Source organism: Brachybacterium sp. YJGR34, from assembly GCF_003347015.1.
GTDB lineage: Bacteria > Actinomycetota > Actinomycetes > Actinomycetales > Dermabacteraceae > Brachybacterium.
Window position 1 is genome coordinate 88,087 of the sequence record NZ_PNFB01000012.1, and the last position, 16,299, is coordinate 104,385.

The following is a 16,299-nucleotide window of genomic DNA, read 5'->3' on the forward strand; positions in this document are numbered from 1 at the left end:
GCGGGAGGGGCCGCGAGCGGCCCCTCCCCTCCCTGCAGACAGCCCGCATCCCGTTCGCCGTTACAGTGGACATCCCCGTCCCAGGTCCAGGAGGTCCCGGTGCAGACCGTGCCCACATCGCCCGCCCCGAATCCGGATTCCCGGATCCGGATCATCGCGCTCGGAGACGAGCTTCTCGCCGGGGTCGGTGATGCCCGTGCCCTCGGCTGGCTGGGGCGCGCCGTGGCCAGCGAGCAGGGCGCGGCCAGCCGCATCGACGTCTTCACCGCCGCACTGCCCGGGGAGACCTCCGCCGAGCTCGCCGAGCGCTGGGACCAGGACGTGCAGCGCCGCTTCTCCGCGCAGGGCCGGTCCACCGGCACCGTCGACCACCGGGTGGTTCTCGCCATGGGCCGCGCGGACGTCGAGTCCGGGCTGTCGCTGGCGCGCTCCCGCCTGAACCTCGCGAAGATCCTCGACGGTCTCGAGCGGCTGCGCCTCCCGGCCTTCGTGGTGGGTCCGCCGCCCAGCCGCGACCGGGCCACCACCGACGCGGTGCGCGAGCTCTCGAGCGCCTTCGAGGACGTCTGCGCGCGGCGCCGCATCCCCTACATCGACTCCGTCGGCGGCCTCGCGGGCCATGAGCAGTGGGAGTCCGACCTGGCGCGTTCCCCCGGTGATCATCCCGGGCAGACGGGCTACGGCCTCATGGCCTGGCTGGTGCTCCACGGAGGCTTCGGCTCCTGGCTGGGCACCTCCGCCTGAGCGCTCCCCTCCCCGGTCCCGCGCCGGAGTGACCTGCCCCTCAGCACGGCGCCGCGAGCGGCGTGGACCGCCGGGCCGGCCGGGCGGCTGTGGCATACTCGCAGCGTTACCCGGGCGAAGGAAGGAGAACGTGATGAGCAAGCGAGGACGCAAGCGCAAGGCTCGCCGTAAGAACGGCGCGAATCACGGCAAGCGCCCCAACAGCTGACCGTGACGCCGCCAGCGGCGGCATGACGAAGGGCCCCTCCCGCGCGGGAGGGGCCCTTCGTCATGCCTGCGCCGCCGAGCGACCTCGGCGGCGCGCTCAGGGCGCGGGGAAGGTGCGGCGCGTGGAGGTGGAGGTGATGCGGACGGTGGTGCCGTCGGCCTCCGTCACCGTGACGCTGCGGCACTGCACGGCGATCCGCTCGCGGAGCTCCGAGGGGGCGCGGTCCGCGCAGCTGCGCCGGACCAGCTCCTTGATGCGGCGCACCTGGTCCCATTCCTCGGCGCACTCGGGGCAGTCGGCCGTGTGGCGCTGCATCCGCTCGACCATCTCGGCGGGCAGCTCGCCGTCGAGCGCCTCCTCGAGGCCGAAGCGCAGATCGCGGCGCGCCTGCTCCTCGGAGTCGTCGCGTCCTGTCCTGTCCTGCGGGCTCATCGTTCCTCCGTCCGATCCGTCGTCCCGGTCGCGGCAGCGGCGTCCTCGCGGAGGAAGCCGCTGCGGTAGGCGTAGTCGGAGAGCTTCTCGCGCAGCTGGCGGCGCCCCCGGTGCAGCCGGGACATCACGGTCCCGATCGGCGTGTCCATGATCTCCGCGATCTCCTTGTAGGCGAAGCCCTCGACATCGGCGAGGTAGACCGCCATCCGGTAGTCCTCCCGGAGCTCGGCCAGGGCGTCCTTGACCGCGGAGTCCGGCAGATGGTCCAGCGCCTCGGCCTCCGCCGAGCGCAGCCCCTCGCTGGTGTGGCTGGCCACGTCCGCCAGCTGCCAGTCCTCGACGGTGTCGGTCCACGCCTCCTTGGGGCGGCGCTGCTGCTTGCGGTACGTCGAGATGAAGTTGTTGGTCATGATCCGGTACAGCCAGGCCCGCATGTTGGTGCCGGGGGTGAACCGGTCCCGAGAACGGAAGGCCTTCATGAAGGTCTCCTGCACCAGATCCTCGGCATCGTGCGGGTTGCGGGTCATCCGCAGCGCGCCGCCGTAGAGCGAGTCCAGATGCGAGAGCGCCTCGCGCTCGAAGTCGAAGTCCGCGTCGACGGGCGCGGCGCCGGTGGTGCCGTCGCCGTCCGGCAGGCCCGCGTCGGGGCTCGTGGAGGGATCTGTCTGGGTCATTGCGCTCCAACCTACGCCAGGAGGCCCGGCAGGGGCAGTCTCCTGCCGCGTCCGCAGCGTCGCCGTCATCGCTCGCTCTCCCTCCGCAGCCGGCGCACGGGGATCCGGGCGCACCATCCGAGGGAACGCCGACCGCACGGGAGTTGTTCCCTGCGCGGTAGTCTGGCCGTCGGTGACCTGCCCGACACGGCGTCACCGGACCTCCTGACACCCGCTCCAGAACGTGAGGACACCATGGCCCTGGTCCGCCGCATCGCCCGCCCCCTGCTCGCCGCCCCCTTCATCGCCCAGGGCGTGCGCTCCGCCGTGCACCCCGAGCGTGACATCGAGGTCTTCCCCGAGGCCTTCGAGAAGGTCGACTCCTCGCTCGCGAAGAGCTCGGCCCCGGGGTTCGTCGACGTGCGCACGGTGCTCCGGGCCACCGGCGTCGTCGCCGCCGGTGCGGGCGTGCTGTACGCCACCAACCGCTACCCGCGCGCCGCCGCGACGACCCTGCTGCTGACCACGTCGGTCGGATGGGCGGGCCGCAAGAAGATCTGGGAGCTGCGCGGCGAGGAGCTGACCGACGAGGTCCGCTCGATCCTCACCGAGGTGGGCCTCCTGGGCGGTGTGCTGCTGGCCGTGGTCGACCACGAGGGCCGTCCGTCCCTCGGATACCGCGCGAGCAAGTTCGTCGAGCGCAGCCAGAAGAAGGCCGCGCAGAAGCAGCGCGAGATCGAGAAGAAGGCCGGGTCGCTGGAGAAGTCCGCGAAGCGTGCGGCCGGATCCGCCACGAAGCAGCTCGCCGCCCGGAACGGCTGAGCGCCGTGACCTCCGAGGTGCTGTGGAACGCGCCGCTGGCCGACGGCCCCGTCGACGCCCTCGTCCGCGTCCCCGGCTCGAAATCGCTCACGGCGCGCTGGATGCTGCTGGCGGCCGCGGCCGATGAGCCCTCGGTGCTGCGCGGCGCGCTCGTCTCCCGCGACACCCGGCTGATGCGCGACGCGCTCGAGCGGCTCGGAGCAGTCCTCGAGGTGCAGGACGGCGCGCTGCACGTCACGCCGCTGCCGCCCGCGGCCGAGCATCCCGCCGAGCCGGTGGAGATCCACACCGGTCTGGCCGGGACCGTCATGCGGTTCGTGCCGATGCTCGCCGCGCTGCATCACGGCGACGTCCGCTTCACCGGCGACGAGGGCGCCCTGGTGCGGCCGATGGGCGCCGTGATCGACGCGCTGCAGCAGCTGGGCGTGGAGGTCACCGAGCACGGCATGCCCGGCCACCTGCCGATCACCGTCCACGGCACGGGGCGTCTGCAGGGCGGGCGCATCGAGATCGACGCCTCGGACTCCAGCCAGTTCGTCTCCAACGTCCTGCTGGTCGGGGCCCGCGCCGCAGCAGATCTCGAGCTGGTGCACGTGGGCGAGACCCTCCCGTCGCTGCCGCACATCGACATGACCCTGGAGACCCTGCGCCAGGCAGGGGTCGAGGCCGATCACCGGCTCGACGACGAGGGACGCCACTGCTGGCGGGTCTCCCGCGGGCCGATCCGCCCGGTCAGCGGCGCCGTCGAACCCGATCTGTCCAACGCCGGGCCCTTCCTCGCCGCCGCCATGGTCACCGAGGGGACCATCGCGATCGACGACTGGCCCGAGCGCACCACCCAGCCCGGGGATGCCTATCGCGATCTGCTGGCCCGGATGGGCGGCGAGGTCTGGCGCGAGGACGAGGCCGTGTGCGTGCGCGGCACCGGCGTCCTGCGGGGCATCGAGGCGGACCTCTCGGCCGTCGGCGAGCTGGCCCCCACGATCGCGGCTCTGTGCGCCCTGGCCGATTCACCCTCGCGCCTGACCGGCATCGCGCACCTGCGCGGCCACGAGACGGATCGACTGAAGGCCCTGGCCACGGAGCTGTCGAAGGTCGGTGCCCGCACCGTCGAGCTCGAGGACGGGATCGAGGTCCATCCCGGTCCGCTGCACGGCGCGGTCTTCGAGACCTACGCGGACCACCGCATGGCCACCGCCGGAGCGATCATCGGGCTGCGCGTGCCGGGCCTGCAGGTGGTGGACGTCGGCACCACCCAGAAGACCCTGCCGGACTTCGTGGGGATGTGGCTGGCCATGCTGCACCCCGAGCCGGCGGTGAACGACGCGTGAGCCGCTCGGCCCGCGACTACGACGAGAGCGACGTGCGCGTGCGCCCCGGTCGGCGGGGCTCGCGGCCGCGGACCAAGGAGCGGCCCAAGCACGAGGACGCCGTCACCGCCCGGGTGATCTCGGTGGACCGCGGTCGCTGGCGCACCGTGGTCGCCCCGGGGACCGAGGACGAGCGCGCCGTCACGGCGATGCGCGCCCGGGAGCTGGGCCGCTCCCCCATCGTCCCCGGCGATCTGGTGGGCCTGGTCGGGGACACCTCGGGCCGGGACGGCAGCCTGGCCCGCATCGTCCGGATCCAGGAGCGCAGCTCCTTCCTGCGCCGCAGCGCCGACGATGACGACTCCACCGAGCGCCCCCTGGTCGCGAACGTGGACCTCATGGTGATGGTCACCGCCGTCGCGGAGCCGGAGCCGCGCGGCGGCATGATCGACCGCTGCCTGGTCGCGGCCTATGTCGCCGGGATCGAGGCCCTGCTGGTCCTGACCAAGGCGGATCTGCGCTCCCCGGAGGAGTTCCTGACCTCCTACGCCCCGCTGGGCCTGGACCATGTGGTGACCCGGCGCGGAGGCGGCGCCGCGACCGAGCATCCCGGGATCCTCGGCCTCGACCAGCTCCGCGAGCGCCTCTCGGGGCGGGTCAGCGTGCTCATCGGACACTCCGGCGTGGGCAAGTCGACCCTGCTCAACGCCCTGGTCCCCGGCACGCACCGCGCCACGGGCGTGGTCAACGACACCACCGGCCGCGGCCGGCACACCTCCTCCTCGGCGCTCGCGATGCGCCTGCCGGAGGACGAGGGGTGGGTGATCGACACGCCGGGCGTGCGGTCCTTCGGGCTGGGGCACGTGGACCCCGAGGAGCTGCTGGACGCCTTCGCGGACCTCGCCGCGCTCGCCGAGCAGTGCCCCCGCGGATGCACCCATCTCGAGGACGCGCCCGACTGCGCGCTCGACGATCTGGTGGCCGACGGGCAGGCGGGCACGGCCGGACCGGCGCGCCTGGTCTCCTACCGTCGTCTGGCGACCGCGCTGCGGAAGAACGACCCCTGGGCGCTGTGACGAGCGCCGGGGCGGCCTCCCGCCCCGGCGGTGCCGGCGGCGCCGCGCGGGGACGCCCGCCCGCGTCGCTGCACCGAGCAGGGGTCCGCGCCCTCTAGGCTGGAGCCCATGTCCAGCCGCTACGCCGATGACCTGCGCCTCGCCCACGTGCTCGCCGATGCCGTGGACCAGCTGACCATGTCCCGCTTCAAGGCGCAGGACCTCGAGGTCACCACCAAGCCCGATCTCACCGAGGTCACCGACGCCGACCGCGCCGCCGAGCAGCTGGTGCGCGCCCAGCTCTCCCGCTCCCGCTCGCGCGACCAGGTGATCGGTGAGGAGTTCGGCTCCACCGGCGCCTCCCCGAGGCAGTGGGTCATCGACCCGATCGACGGCACCAGCAACTTCGTGCGCGGCGTCCCCGTGTGGGGCACGCTGATCGGCCTCATCGAGGACGGCCGCGCCGTGGCCGGCCTGGTCTCCGCCCCGGCGCTGAACCGGCGCTGGTGGGGTGGCGAGGGCTCGGGCGCCTGGACCGGATCGCGGATCAACAACGCGACCAAGCTGCAGGTCTCCTCCGTCCCCACCGTCGAGGAGGCGTCGCTGTCCTACTCCTCGCTGCACGGCTGGGCAGAGCGCGAGCGGCTCCCCCAGATGCTGAACCTCATGCAGCGCTTCTGGCGCACCCGTGCCTACGGCGACTTCTGGTCGTACATGCTGGTGGCCGAGGGGGCGGTCGACGTGGCCTGCGAGCCGGAGCTGAACCTCCACGACATGGTGGCCCTGGCCCCGATCGTCACCGAGGCCGGCGGGCGCTTCTCCTCGCTGGACGGCGAGGACGGCCCCTTCGGCGGCAACGCCGTGGCCACCAACTCCCTGCTCCACGAGGAGATCCTGTCCGCGCTCGCGGCCCGCGAGGACTGAGGGCTCGCGCGGCGCGTCGTCGGCCGTCCACCGCGTGGCCCGCGGCGAGGACGGCGCCGCGGGGGTCGGTAGACTTCAGGGGTCGTGACCCCGAACTGTGAAGGGACCCCCTCTCCATGACCGTCAAGCGCGTCGCCCTGCTCACCGCAGGTGGCTATGCCCCCTGCCTCTCCTCCGCCGTCGGCGGTCTCATCGAGCGCTACACCGAGCTGGTGCCGGATGTCGAGATCATCGCCTACAAGCACGGCTACTGGGGGCTGCTCTCCGGGGAGAAGCTCGTGGTGGACGACGAGGTGCGCGCGAAGGCGGGGCTGCTGCACAACTACGGCGGCTCCCCCATCGGCAACTCCCGCGTCAAGCTCACCAACACCGCCGATCTGGTCGCGCGCGGCCTGATCCAGGAGGGCGAGAACGCCCTCGAGGTCGCCGCGGAGAAGCTCCGGGCCGACGGGGTGGACGTGCTGCACACCATCGGTGGCGACGACACCAACACCACCGCCGCGGACCTCGCGAAGCACCTCCACGACAACGGCCACGACCTGCAGGTGGTGGGTCTGCCCAAGACGATCGACAACGACATCGTGCCGATCCGCCAGTCCCTCGGCGCGAAGAGCGCCGCGGAGCAGACCAGCGTGTTCGCGCAGAACATCATCGCCGAGCACGGCTCGAACCCGCGCATGCTGATCATCCACGAGATCATGGGCCGCGCCTGCGGGTACCTCACCGCCCAGGCCGCCGAGTACTACCAGGACTGGCACGCCCAGCAGGAGTGGCTGCCGGGCATCGGACACCGCGCCGAGCGCTGGGACGTGCACGCCGTCTTCCTCCCCGAGCTCGCTCTCGACATCGACGCCGAGGCCGAGCGCCTGAAGACGGTCATGGACGAGGCCGGCTGCGTGAACATCTTCCTCTCCGAGGGTGCCGGCATCCCCGAGATCGTCGCCGAGATGCAGGCCCGCGGCGAGGAGCCGGAGAAGGATCCCTTCGGCCACGTCAAGATCGACAAGATCAACCCCGGCCAATGGTTCGCCCAGCAGTTCTCCGAGAAGCTCGGCGCCGAGAAGGTCATGGTCCAGAAGTCCGGCTACTTCTCGCGCTCCGCGAAGGCCAATGCCGAGGACCTGCGCCTCATCAAGTCGATGACGGACCTCGCCGTGCAGGTCGCGCTCGAGGGCGGCTCCGGCCTCATCGGTCACGACGAGGAGCAGGGCGACATCCTGCGCGCCGTCGAGTTCGAGCGCGTCGCCGGGCACAAGGCCTTCGACATCTCCCAGCCCTGGTTCCACGAGGTCATGGAGCGCACCGGCCAGACCATCGTCCCGGCCGCGGCGCACTGAGCCCGCTGCCATGACCGCGGGGGCGTCGGCGCGCGGTCGCCGGCGCCCTCGTGTGCGGACCTGGCGCCGCACCCTGCGCGCGCTCACCCGTCCCGGGTGGGCGCGCGACGTGTCGGCGGCCGGACGGCGGGAGGACCGCGGGCCCCTGGCCCCTCCCCGCCTGCTGCGTCCCCAGCAGGGCCGCCTCGGCGACTGTTGGGTGATGGCCCCGATGCTCGCCGTGGCCGAGACCGCCCCGGAGCGTCTCCGCTCCCTGCTCGCCGTCGAGGCCGACGGCACCGTCTCCGTGCACCTGCCCGCGCTCGAGGTGCCGCTGCGCGTGGACCGCCGCTTCCCCGTCGACGAGCACGGGGCGTTCCTGTACGGGCGGCGCAGCGGCGCGAACCCCGGATGGGTGGGCGTGCTCGAGAAGGCGATCGCGGTGCACGTCGCCGGCGACTATCCCTTCCTGCAGCGCGGCATCGCCCGCTTCGGCCTCGAGCTGCTGCTGGGCGAGCGGGTGCGCACACAGCTGCGGATGCCGACGGCCCGGCAGATCCTCGCGTGGCGGGCCGAGGGGCGCGCGATCACCGCCTCGACCCATCCGCTGAGCCCTCTCGTGCCGGGCGCCGCCGGTCCCCTGCCGGCCAGTCATGTCTTCGCGGTGGTGGGCGCCGACGCGCGCAGCGGGCACGTGCATCTGCGCGATCCCGGGCGACCGGAGACCCTGCTGGTGCTCGACGCCCGGCGGCTGCGGCGCGGGATGCTGTCCGTGGACGTCACGGCGCCGCTGCGCTGAGCGGTCGGCCCTGCGCACCGCCGAGGCTGCGCATGCTCAGACGGCGGCCGGCTCCCGGCGGTACTGCTCGAGCCAGGCGTCGGCGATGAGGCGGTGCCCGGCCGCCGTGGGGTGGACGCCGTCCTCGGCGATGCCCTGTGGCGTGTGCCCGGCCGCGAGGGCGCGCTCCAGCACCTGCTCGAGGTCGACGAGGGCGAGGCCCCGCTCGGCGGCGAGGCGACGGATGATCGCGACCTTGCCGTCGAGGTCGCTGTGCAGGCGCACCCGCTCCTCGTCGATGTCGGCGACGAAGGGCACGATGAGCAGCACCCGAGCCCGCGGAGCCTCCTCCTCCAGCCGGTCGAGCATCCAGCGGTAGTCCGCCTCGAAGGACTCATCGGTGACCAGCTCGCCGCGCGTGAACCGGTGCCAGGAGTCGTTGACGCCCACGTAGATCGTGACCACGTCGGGAGACGGCTCCAGGCAGTCCGCCTCGAAGCGCTCGCGCAGATGGGCGGCCTTGTCCCCACCGATCCCGCGGTTGAGCACCGTGGCGGTGGGCTCGTGGGCGGCGACGTGCTCGGAGAGGAGGCGGACGTAGCCATGGCCCAGCTGCTCGGGGTCCTCACGGCGTCCGCAGTCGGTGATGGAGTCGCCGATGAACAGCAGTGTCCGCGGGGCGGGGCGGGAAGGGGTCGTCATGGGCCACATCGTGCCAGAGAGGGCGGAGAGCCCGGACGCTGCTTCCACGGTCCGGGCTCTTCCCTCCGCGCGGGTCGGTCGGCAGGTCGATCGGCCGCTGTTCGCGGCTCCTCTCAGCTCGCGGCGAGCGGGAGCGTGGCGGCGTCGGTCGCGGCGGCGCACGACTCCTTGCCGGAGGGGCCCACGAACCGGACGTCCACGAGATGCTTCCGCGCGAAATCCACGACGGTGGCGTCCACCGTCGCTCGCAGCTGCGCCAAGGCCGTCGGGTCCACGTGCTGCGTGCCCGTCAGATCCACGAGGATCGGAGCGGCCGGGTCCAGCGCCCGTGCTCTGGAGATCTGTGCAGCGAGCACGTTCGCGGTCTCTGAGTTGAGACACCCGGAGACGTACAGATCGATGGTGTCCCGGCCGACGTCTGCTTTCACGAGGACCGAGATCTTGTGGGTCATGATGTCGCTCTCCCTTCACGTCGTCGCAACGAGTCCCTGGAAGTGGCACGGATTCTAGCGCCACGCAATATGGCGCGCAACGTCTCTGACCTGGAGGTTCGACTCAAGTGGTGACGAGTCGCCTCGAACGGATTCACCCGCTGGCCTGAGCACTGCAAGTCGCGGGCGGGGACGGATGGTCTGCCCCGTCGCTGCGCCCTGAATCATTCCCGATCCGTCTCCGTACCTTCGACGCCGGACCGGAGGGCATAGCAGAAGGCCCCTGGTCAGTGTTTCCACTGGCCAGAGGCCTTCTCTTCGTAGCGGGGGCAGGATTTGAACCTACGACCTCCGGGTTATGAGCCCGGCGAGCTACCGAACTGCTCCACCCCGCGGCGACATGGACTACTCTACGACGCTCGGAACCCGGCGTCCACCTGGGACGACCTGAACGTGTGCCATGCCACGTTCATAGCTCGTTCACCTGCCTGGGACGACGATGCCCGACCGCCGCCGGCGTCCAGCCGGCCGCGATCGGGCATCGCTTCGAGCTCAGGGCCCGGTGGGAGTGCGCTCAGCCCTCCCCGCCGTCCGAGGCCTGGGCGTCGGACGGGAGGCCCGTCCCGCCGAGCTCCTCGTTGGCCTGGATCGCGCGGTTGAGCGCGTCGGCGAGCTGCTCCTGGGCCTCGCCGTAGGCGGTCCAGTCGCCCTCCTGCATCGCAGTCTCCGAGTTCGCCACCGCGGTGTCCATGTCCACGAGCGCCTGGTCGAGACGCTCCTGGGCGGATCCGGAGGCCGCGGGCTGCTCGCCCTCGGCCGGAGCCTCCTCCTCGCCCTCGGCAGGCGCTTCCTCACCCTCGGCGGGCTCCTCGACGGTGCCCTCACCGGTCTCCGTGTCGGCGGTGCCGGAAGGGGCATCGGGATCGGAGACCGAGGCGTCGCCGGCGTCGGCACCGGAGTCGCCGCCGAACACCAGGTCGAGGGCCTCGTCGAGCGTCGGCGCGAAGCCGATCTTGTCGCCGAAGGAGACCAGCACCATCTGGAGCAGCGGGTACTGGGTACCGCCGCCGGAGGCGGAGGACTGCAGGAAGACCGGCTGCACGTACAACAGTCCGCCGCCGACGGGCAGGGTCAGCAGGTTGCCGTTGATGACCTCGGAGTTGCCGGACTTCAGCAGGTTCAGCGCCTGGGAGACGTTGGGCTCCGCGTTGAAGGTGGCCTGCACCTGACCCGGACCGTTGACCGGATTCGAGGTCGGCAGCACCAGGAGGGTCATGTCCCCGAAGGACTCCGCCGGGTTCCCGGCGGTGTCCCCAGTCTCGGAGTCCACCGCCAGATACCCGGTGAGCACGTTCTGCCCCTCGGAGGGGATGAAGCTCGAGGAGAGCATGAAGCTCGGGTCGTTCGCCTCGGGCATCTGCATGGTCAGGTACATCGGCGGCTGCGGGGCCTGCTGGCCGGTGCTGCCGTCGGGGTTGGTGGGCGCCGGGACCGTCGGGTCCGGGGGCACCTGCCAGAAGTCCTGCTGGGTGAAGAAGTCGTCCGCATCGGTCACGTGGTAGGTGGCCAGCACCTCACGCTGCGCCTTGAAGTAGTCCGCCGGGTAGCGCAGGTGGCTCATCAGCTCACCGCTGATCTCCGAGGCGGGCTCCAGCGCGTCCGGGAAGACCTCGGCCCAGGACTGCAGGATCGGGTCCTCGGTGTCCCAGGTGTACAGGGTCACCGAGCCGTCGAAGGCGTTGACCGTCGCCTTGACGGAGTTGCGCATGTAGTTGGCCGACCGCTCGCGATTGCTCGCGGTGTCGTTGGGATTGGTCTGGGAATCGTCGACCGTCTGATCGAGATCGATGGACTGCGCATAGGGGTACTCCGTGGTGGTGGTGTAGCCGTCCACCACCCACACCAGCTGCTCGTCGACCACCGCCGGGTACATCTGGGAGTCCAGCGACAGGAACGGGGCGACCTCGCGGACGCGCTCCTGCGGATCGCGGTCGTAGAGGATCTGGGACTCCTCGTTGAGGTAGTCGGAGATCACGATGTTCGGATCACGGAACTTGATCGCGTAGAGCAGCTGTTCGAAGAAGCCGCCGACCGAGGGGCCGCCATCGCCCTGGAAGGTGTTGTAGACCTGATCGCCGCCTTCCTCGTCGTCCGTGCCGCCTCGCTGGTAGTCGAACTCCTCGGGCTCGCTCCCCTCGGGGGCGCCGACGATCGAGTAGTCCGGCGAGTGGCGGCCGAAGTAGACCCGCTCCTCGTAGGAGCCCAGGTCGCCGTCGCCGGGGACACCGGACTGGAGGAAGCTGGGCTCGCCGTCCTCGTTGCGTCGGTTGCCGTAGGCGGCCGCCGTACCGTAGCCGTGGGTGTAGATGATGTGCTGGTCCACCCAGGAGCGGTCCGCGAGACCGAACTTGTCCGGGCGGAGCTCGCGCACGCCGATCACGGTGTCCTGCAGCTCGCCGTCGATCTCGTAGCGATCGACGCTCAGCACCTCGTCGAAGCCCCAGTAGCGCCGGTTCGCCTCACGCTGCTCGAAGGTGGGCGAGACGATGTTGGGATCCATCAGCCGGATCTGCGCCGTGGTCGAGGCATCCTCCCGCAGCGCCCCCGGCTCCGCGTCGGTGGTGGCCGTGTAGGGCACCTCGGTGACGCCGTCGAGATTGAAGGCGGTGCGGGTCGCGCTGATGTTGTTCTGGATGTACTCCTGCTCCAGGGCGCGCTCGTTCGGCTGGACCTGGAACTGCTGGATCGCCCAGGGGTACAGGTTGCCGACCACCAGCGTGGACAGGATCATCAGGCCGGCGCCGATCGCCGGGATGCGCCAGTCCGCGCGGAAGATCCACAGCACGAACAGCGCGGCCACCACGATCGAGGCGATGGCGAGGATGGTCTTCGCCGGCAGGATCGCGTTGACGTCCGCGTAAGAGGCGCCCTCGAACCGCGGATGGGCACTGGTCAGCAGGTCGTAGCGCTGGAACCAGTGGCCGGCGCCGAGGAGCAGCACGTAGATCGCGGCCAGGACGCCCAGGTGGCGCCGTGCCGACCGGGTGACCTCGAGGCCGGACTCCTGGCCCCAGGCGACGCCGCCGTAGATGAAGTGCCCGATGAGCGCTCCGACCACCGAGACCAGGAGCACGAACTGGCCGAAGGCGATCACCATGTCGATCACCGGGAGGGTGAAGACGTAGAAGGAGATGTCATTGCCGAAGATGGCGTCGGTCTCCCCGAAGTCCTGGGGGTGCAGGAACAGCTGCACGTCCTGCCAGCGGCGGGACAGAGCGAGGCCGCCGAAGGCCCCGATGATCACCGGCGCGCCGTAGGTCAGGCCGCGGCGCAGCGGGTCCACCGCGGCGCGGAACTGCTCGAGCGCCTCCTGCTCCCGCGTGACGGGCGGATAGATCGGCCGCTTGGTGTACGAGATCCGCAGGCTGAGGAACAGCGGCACCGCGAAGAGCACGATGCCCAGCAGGAACAGCACGATCTGCGTCCCCCACCGCGTGAACAGCACGTCGGTGTAGTCCAGCTGTTCCATCCACAGGTACTTGGTCCACACCTCCGAGGCGATGACGAGCGCGAGGACGAGCAGGACGACCACGCCCACCGTGATCGCGAGCGGCGAGACCCGGCGTGGGCCATCGGTCTTCGCATCAGGGGCCGGTCGAGGTCGCGGCCGGGGCATATCGCCGAACGGGGCGGAGAAACTCACAGAAAACCTCAGGTGCCTCGGTGTCGGATCCGGTGGCCCCGTCCGCGTCCGCGCAGAGGAGGCCAATCGGGCTCCGGGTACAGTGTGGAGCCGCCGCACACAGCGGTGGCACTCCTATTCTGTCAGCAATCCGCCAGGCCTACCCAGCAAGGGACCTCTCGATCCGATGACGACTCCCGCTCCGGACCCTCTGGACGCCCCCACCGCCGCTCTCGCCGCCGCCGTCCTCGAGGTGGCGCGGCATCTTGAGGACACTCCCCTGGCCGCGCCCCAGCTGTTCGCGCTGGCGCGCAGCGCGGAGCTCCTGGCGGCCTCGCCCGCGCTCGCGGCCATGCTGGGGGCGGAGACCGAGGGGGCGGCGACCGGCGACGACCTGCACCTGACCCCGATCGATCTCGGCGAGGCCTCCGAGTCCGGTGCGGACGTCGCCGTCGATGATCCCCTGGTCGCGCTCGAGACCGTGCAATGGCCGGATCTGGCCGCCGGCGGCGCCGTCGCCTGCGACCTCCCGGCATCGGCCTGGTCCGTCCGCGACGACGATCCCGCGGCGGGACTGCCCACCGGTCAGCCGCTGCGGGTCGTCGTCGCAGCACTGGCCGACGGCACCACGTGGTCCGCCGTGCACCGCGGCGGCGAGGACGGCTACGTCCTCGGCGCCGCGCTGCTGCCGGACATCTCCGCGGCGCTGGTGGAGACGCTGCAGCCCACCGGCTGAACGCCGCTCGGCCGACCAGGACTCAGAAGGCCGGCTCCAGGGAGTCGTCCGCCCGCGCATCGCCGACGATCTCCCCCGACTCCTCGTCGACGGCGTGCTCGACCATCACATCGTCCGTCTGCGGATCCAGATCCGGGAAGTCCTTCTCCTTCAACGGCTTGGTGAAGGTGGCCTTGCCGAACGAGAGGTCGTGTCCGATGGCATCGGCCTGCACGTTCAGGGAGTGGCGCTGCGTGCCATCGTCCCCGATCCACTCCGAGCTGCTGAGACGTCCGGTGACGATGAGCGGCTGTCCCTTGCGCACCGACTCCAGCAGGTTCCGGGACAGACGGCCCCGTGCGTAGATCGAGATGAACTCGGTCTTCCGATCGGCATAGTCCTCCGTGGAGGCGTTGTAGTACGTCGGCGTCACGGCGATGCGCACATATGCCGACGGGCGGCCGTCCTCGCGCGTGCGATCGCTGGGGTCGCCGGTGGCGTTTCCCCGAATCGTCGTCCTGATCTCCCGCATGGCGAAGTCCTTCCTCTCGTGCCGGGGCGGCCCCGGCATCGGCTCCCTGCCGATGTCCCACACCCTCGCCGCGCGCCGCCTCCGCATCCACCGAGGGAGCAGGATTGTGGACTGCCGGCACCTGTGGAGGAACGGCGGGGGCACGGGCCGCACAGACCCGCGCTCCGCACCGTCCTGGGCCTGCGGAGGGCCGGCTAGTTGGATTGTCGGAGCCCTGTGGTGGTCTGGGCGGTGACGATCAGAGCCGACGTCTGCAGGAGGTTGTCATGTCCGCCACCGGCCCGTTCCCGTTCCCGTCGGCCTCGCCGTCCGCTGAGTACTCGTCGGGCGTTCCCGCGGGAACGTCTGCGCCTGGGCCTGTGGGGCGGTTGTCGGAGGAGGAGGCGGTGGCGTTGGGGCAGCGGATCCAGGGGCAGGCGGCGCTGGTCGCGGAGTTGACGTGTGAGTTCTTGCTGTTGGTGGGGGAGTTCGACGCGCGGGAGGCGTCGGGCTGGTACGTCGGGTTGACGTCGACGGCGCATTGGTTGGCGTGGGCGTGTTCGCTGACGCCGGGGACGGCGCGGGAGCAGGTCCGGGTCGCGCGGGCGCTGCGGTCGATGCCTCTGACGGTGGCGGATTTCCGGGCCGGGAGGTTGTCGTATTCGAAGGTGCGGGAGATGAGCCGGGTCGCGGACCGGGTCGAGGAGGAGGCGCTGGTGGAGCTCGCGCGGGACATGACCGCTTCGCAGCTGGCGCGGACGATCTCCAGCTTCCGGGCGCTGGATGGGGCGCGGATCTCCCAGGATGCGGTGCGTCATGCGCGGTGGTCGGTCCGGGAGGACGGGATGGTGGAGGTCCGGGCGCTGCTGCCCGCGGAGACGGGTGCCGAGGTGGTGACCGCGTTGGAGCTGGCGGTGGATCGTGACGGCACGCCGCCGCCCGCCGCGGGGGACATGGATCCGACGCGGCGGGAGGACGCGGAGGAGCGTGCCGCCCGCATCGCCACCACGGCGACGCTGGCGCAGCGGCGTGCGGATGCGTTGACCGATCTCGCGCACGCGTATCTGGTCGCGGAGCCTGATGATCGTTCCGGTGAGGACCGTCACCTGGTGGTCGTCCAGGTCAGCGCCGAGGCGCTTCCCCGGGGCGTTCCCGCGGGAACGCCGGCTGAGCCCGCGGTGCGGGGCGCTTCGTCCGTGCCGGATGGCGCGGTGCGGGGCGTTCCTGCGGGAACGCCGCTCCGCTGTCACGTGGCCGGTGGTGGTGCTCTGGAGCCGGCCACCGTGGAGCGGTTGGCGTGTACGGGGAAGGTGGCGCTGGCGGTCACTGATGCCGGTGGGGAGGTGCTGCATCTGGGGCGGGCGCGTCGTCTGGCGTCGCGGGCGCAGCGCCGGGCTCTGCGGTTGCGGGATGCCAGCTGCGTGTTCCCCGGCTGCCACCGGTCCCGGCATCTCGATGCTCATCACGTCACGCCCTGGTCGCAGGGCGGTGCCACGGATATTGAGGGGTTGGCGCTGCTGTGTCGGCGTCACCATGTGATGGTCCACGAGGGCGGGCTCCGTCTCGTCCCGATCAGCCCGGCGACTCCGCTGGGCAGTCGTTTCGGCGTGTTCGATGCGCAGGGAGTGCCGGTCCAGGCACGCTGGCCCGCCGATCACGAACACCTCACCCTCTCTCGTCCCCGTCCGCCCGAGCCGTCGGGGGACCCGGAGCGGATCGCCGCAGCGACTGGCGGGTACGGCTTCCACCTCGCCGACTGCGTCGACGCCCTCCTGCACAACGTCCTCGACCTCGCCGCCTGAACACCATTCGCGGAGCGCCGTCGTCCGCCCCGGGTGCCGCTGCCCGGCACGACGGGCGCTCGAACAGCCACAGTGCCGCCGGACGCGCGGACGGCCGGCCCCCATCCAGGGGACCGGCCGTCCAGGAACCTGCGCCGCGGATCAGACCTGCGGAACCACCAGCGAGCTGCCGGTCGCGCGCGCGGTCTCGAACCGCGCCTGCACATCCGCCCAG

The 16,299-nt window shown here is 71.5% G+C and carries 16 protein-coding genes and 1 tRNA gene; 10 read left to right on the forward strand and 7 right to left on the reverse strand.

Annotated elements, in window-relative coordinates:
• Positions 1–99: 99 nt before the first annotated feature.
• Complete coding sequence (locus CXH06_RS11640) at positions 100–744, forward strand: GDSL-type esterase/lipase family protein (protein ID WP_114855357.1); 645 nt, start codon at positions 100–102, stop codon at positions 742–744.
• Between the two features lie 133 nt (positions 745–877).
• Positions 878–952: a 50S ribosomal protein bL37 gene (locus CXH06_RS18810; protein ID WP_369832988.1), complete on the forward strand. Its 75-nt coding sequence runs from the start codon at positions 878–880 to the stop codon at positions 950–952.
• A gap of 96 nt (positions 953–1,048) precedes the next feature.
• Here CXH06_RS18810 and rsrA read toward each other — a convergent pair whose 3' ends face one another.
• Positions 1,049–1,384 carry a mycothiol system anti-sigma-R factor gene (gene rsrA / locus CXH06_RS11650; protein WP_114855359.1) on the reverse strand — a complete coding sequence of 112 codons (336 nt, stop codon included), beginning with the start codon at positions 1,382–1,384 and terminating at the stop codon, positions 1,049–1,051.
• Entirely contained in the window at positions 1,381–2,058 is a 678-nt protein-coding gene (locus CXH06_RS11655; RefSeq protein ID WP_114855360.1) for a sigma-70 family RNA polymerase sigma factor, read from the reverse strand. Before CXH06_RS11655 ends, rsrA begins: the two co-directional genes overlap by 4 nt.
• Positions 2,059–2,292: 234 nt before the next feature.
• Between CXH06_RS11655 and CXH06_RS11660 the strand changes: the two genes are divergently transcribed.
• The 6 genes from CXH06_RS11660 to CXH06_RS11685 all read left to right on the forward strand — a co-directional run bounded on the left by CXH06_RS11660 (position 2,293) and on the right by CXH06_RS11685 (position 8,263).
• Complete coding sequence (locus CXH06_RS11660) at positions 2,293–2,859, forward strand: hypothetical protein (protein WP_114855361.1); 567 nt, start codon at positions 2,293–2,295, stop codon at positions 2,857–2,859.
• Between the two features lie 5 nt (positions 2,860–2,864).
• Positions 2,865–4,190, forward strand: a complete 1,326-nt coding sequence (aroA, locus tag CXH06_RS11665; protein ID WP_114855362.1) for a 3-phosphoshikimate 1-carboxyvinyltransferase — start codon at positions 2,865–2,867, stop codon at positions 4,188–4,190.
• The gene (gene rsgA / locus CXH06_RS11670; protein WP_114855363.1) at positions 4,187–5,245 is read left to right on the forward strand and encodes a ribosome small subunit-dependent GTPase A; all 1,059 of its coding nucleotides are present in this window, start codon (positions 4,187–4,189) and stop codon (positions 5,243–5,245) included. Before aroA ends, rsgA begins: the two co-directional genes overlap by 4 nt.
• 108 nt (positions 5,246–5,353) lie before the next feature.
• A complete protein-coding gene (locus tag CXH06_RS11675) occupies positions 5,354–6,148 on the forward strand; it encodes an inositol monophosphatase family protein (RefSeq protein ID WP_114855364.1) in 795 nt (264 codons plus the stop codon).
• A gap of 116 nt (positions 6,149–6,264) precedes the next feature.
• Positions 6,265–7,485: a pyrophosphate--fructose-6-phosphate 1-phosphotransferase gene (locus CXH06_RS11680; protein WP_114855365.1), complete on the forward strand. Its 1,221-nt coding sequence runs from the start codon at positions 6,265–6,267 to the stop codon at positions 7,483–7,485.
• A 10-nt stretch (positions 7,486–7,495) separates the two neighbouring features.
• Positions 7,496–8,263, forward strand: coding sequence for a C2 family cysteine protease (locus CXH06_RS11685; protein WP_114855366.1), 768 nt, complete (start codon positions 7,496–7,498; stop codon positions 8,261–8,263).
• Positions 8,264–8,299: 36 nt separating this feature from the next.
• Here the strand turns inward: CXH06_RS11685 and CXH06_RS11690 are convergent, their stop codons facing one another.
• The 4 genes from CXH06_RS11690 to CXH06_RS11705 form a co-directional block, all read right to left on the reverse strand.
• Positions 8,300–8,944, reverse strand: a complete 645-nt coding sequence (locus CXH06_RS11690; protein ID WP_114855367.1) for an SGNH/GDSL hydrolase family protein — start codon at positions 8,942–8,944, stop codon at positions 8,300–8,302.
• Between the two features lie 113 nt (positions 8,945–9,057).
• Positions 9,058–9,396 (reverse strand): STAS domain-containing protein, encoded by a 339-nt coding sequence (locus CXH06_RS11695; RefSeq protein WP_114855368.1) that lies wholly within the window; start codon positions 9,394–9,396, stop codon positions 9,058–9,060.
• A gap of 300 nt (positions 9,397–9,696) precedes the next feature.
• Positions 9,697–9,770: transfer RNA gene (locus tag CXH06_RS11700), tRNA-Met, on the reverse strand.
• Positions 9,771–9,949: 179 nt separating this feature from the next.
• Positions 9,950–13,051, reverse strand: a complete 3,102-nt coding sequence (locus CXH06_RS11705; protein ID WP_114855369.1) for a UPF0182 family protein — start codon at positions 13,049–13,051, stop codon at positions 9,950–9,952.
• A 193-nt stretch (positions 13,052–13,244) separates the two neighbouring features.
• Between CXH06_RS11705 and CXH06_RS11710 the strand changes: the two genes are divergently transcribed.
• A complete protein-coding gene (locus CXH06_RS11710) occupies positions 13,245–13,793 on the forward strand; it encodes a PPA1309 family protein (RefSeq protein WP_114855370.1) in 549 nt (182 codons plus the stop codon).
• 22 nt (positions 13,794–13,815) lie between these two features.
• Here the strand turns inward: CXH06_RS11710 and CXH06_RS11715 are convergent, their stop codons facing one another.
• Positions 13,816–14,304 carry a single-stranded DNA-binding protein gene (locus CXH06_RS11715; protein ID WP_157975712.1) on the reverse strand — a complete coding sequence of 163 codons (489 nt, stop codon included), beginning with the start codon at positions 14,302–14,304 and terminating at the stop codon, positions 13,816–13,818.
• 266 nt (positions 14,305–14,570) lie between these two features.
• Here CXH06_RS11715 and CXH06_RS11720 point away from each other — a divergent pair, with 266 nt between their 5' ends.
• The gene (locus tag CXH06_RS11720; protein WP_114855372.1) at positions 14,571–16,085 is read left to right on the forward strand and encodes an HNH endonuclease signature motif containing protein; all 1,515 of its coding nucleotides are present in this window, start codon (positions 14,571–14,573) and stop codon (positions 16,083–16,085) included.
• Positions 16,086–16,299 lie beyond the last annotated feature (214 nt).

Excerpts from the sequence above, each read along its gene's own strand:
- CXH06_RS11675 (WP_114855364.1), top strand. The coding sequence starts at position 5,354 with ATGTCCAGCCGCTACGCCGATGACCTGCGCCTCGCCCACGTGCTCGCC.
- CXH06_RS11705 (WP_114855369.1), bottom strand. The coding sequence starts at position 13,051 with ATGCCCCGGCCGCGACCTCGACCGGCCCCTGATGCGAAGACCGATGGC.
- rsrA (WP_114855359.1), bottom strand. The coding sequence starts at position 1,384 with ATGAGCCCGCAGGACAGGACAGGACGCGACGACTCCGAGGAGCAGGCG.
- CXH06_RS11685 (WP_114855366.1), top strand. The coding sequence starts at position 7,496 with ATGACCGCGGGGGCGTCGGCGCGCGGTCGCCGGCGCCCTCGTGTGCGG.
- CXH06_RS11715 (WP_157975712.1), bottom strand. The coding sequence starts at position 14,304 with ATGCGGGAGATCAGGACGACGATTCGGGGAAACGCCACCGGCGACCCC.
- CXH06_RS11690 (WP_114855367.1), bottom strand. The coding sequence starts at position 8,944 with ATGACGACCCCTTCCCGCCCCGCCCCGCGGACACTGCTGTTCATCGGC.
- CXH06_RS11660 (WP_114855361.1), top strand. The coding sequence starts at position 2,293 with ATGGCCCTGGTCCGCCGCATCGCCCGCCCCCTGCTCGCCGCCCCCTTC.
- CXH06_RS11720 (WP_114855372.1), top strand. The coding sequence starts at position 14,571 with ATGTCCGCCACCGGCCCGTTCCCGTTCCCGTCGGCCTCGCCGTCCGCT.
- CXH06_RS11710 (WP_114855370.1), top strand. The coding sequence starts at position 13,245 with ATGACGACTCCCGCTCCGGACCCTCTGGACGCCCCCACCGCCGCTCTC.
- CXH06_RS11655 (WP_114855360.1), bottom strand. The coding sequence starts at position 2,058 with ATGACCCAGACAGATCCCTCCACGAGCCCCGACGCGGGCCTGCCGGAC.
- CXH06_RS11680 (WP_114855365.1), top strand. The coding sequence starts at position 6,265 with ATGACCGTCAAGCGCGTCGCCCTGCTCACCGCAGGTGGCTATGCCCCC.
- CXH06_RS11695 (WP_114855368.1), bottom strand. The coding sequence starts at position 9,396 with ATGACCCACAAGATCTCGGTCCTCGTGAAAGCAGACGTCGGCCGGGAC.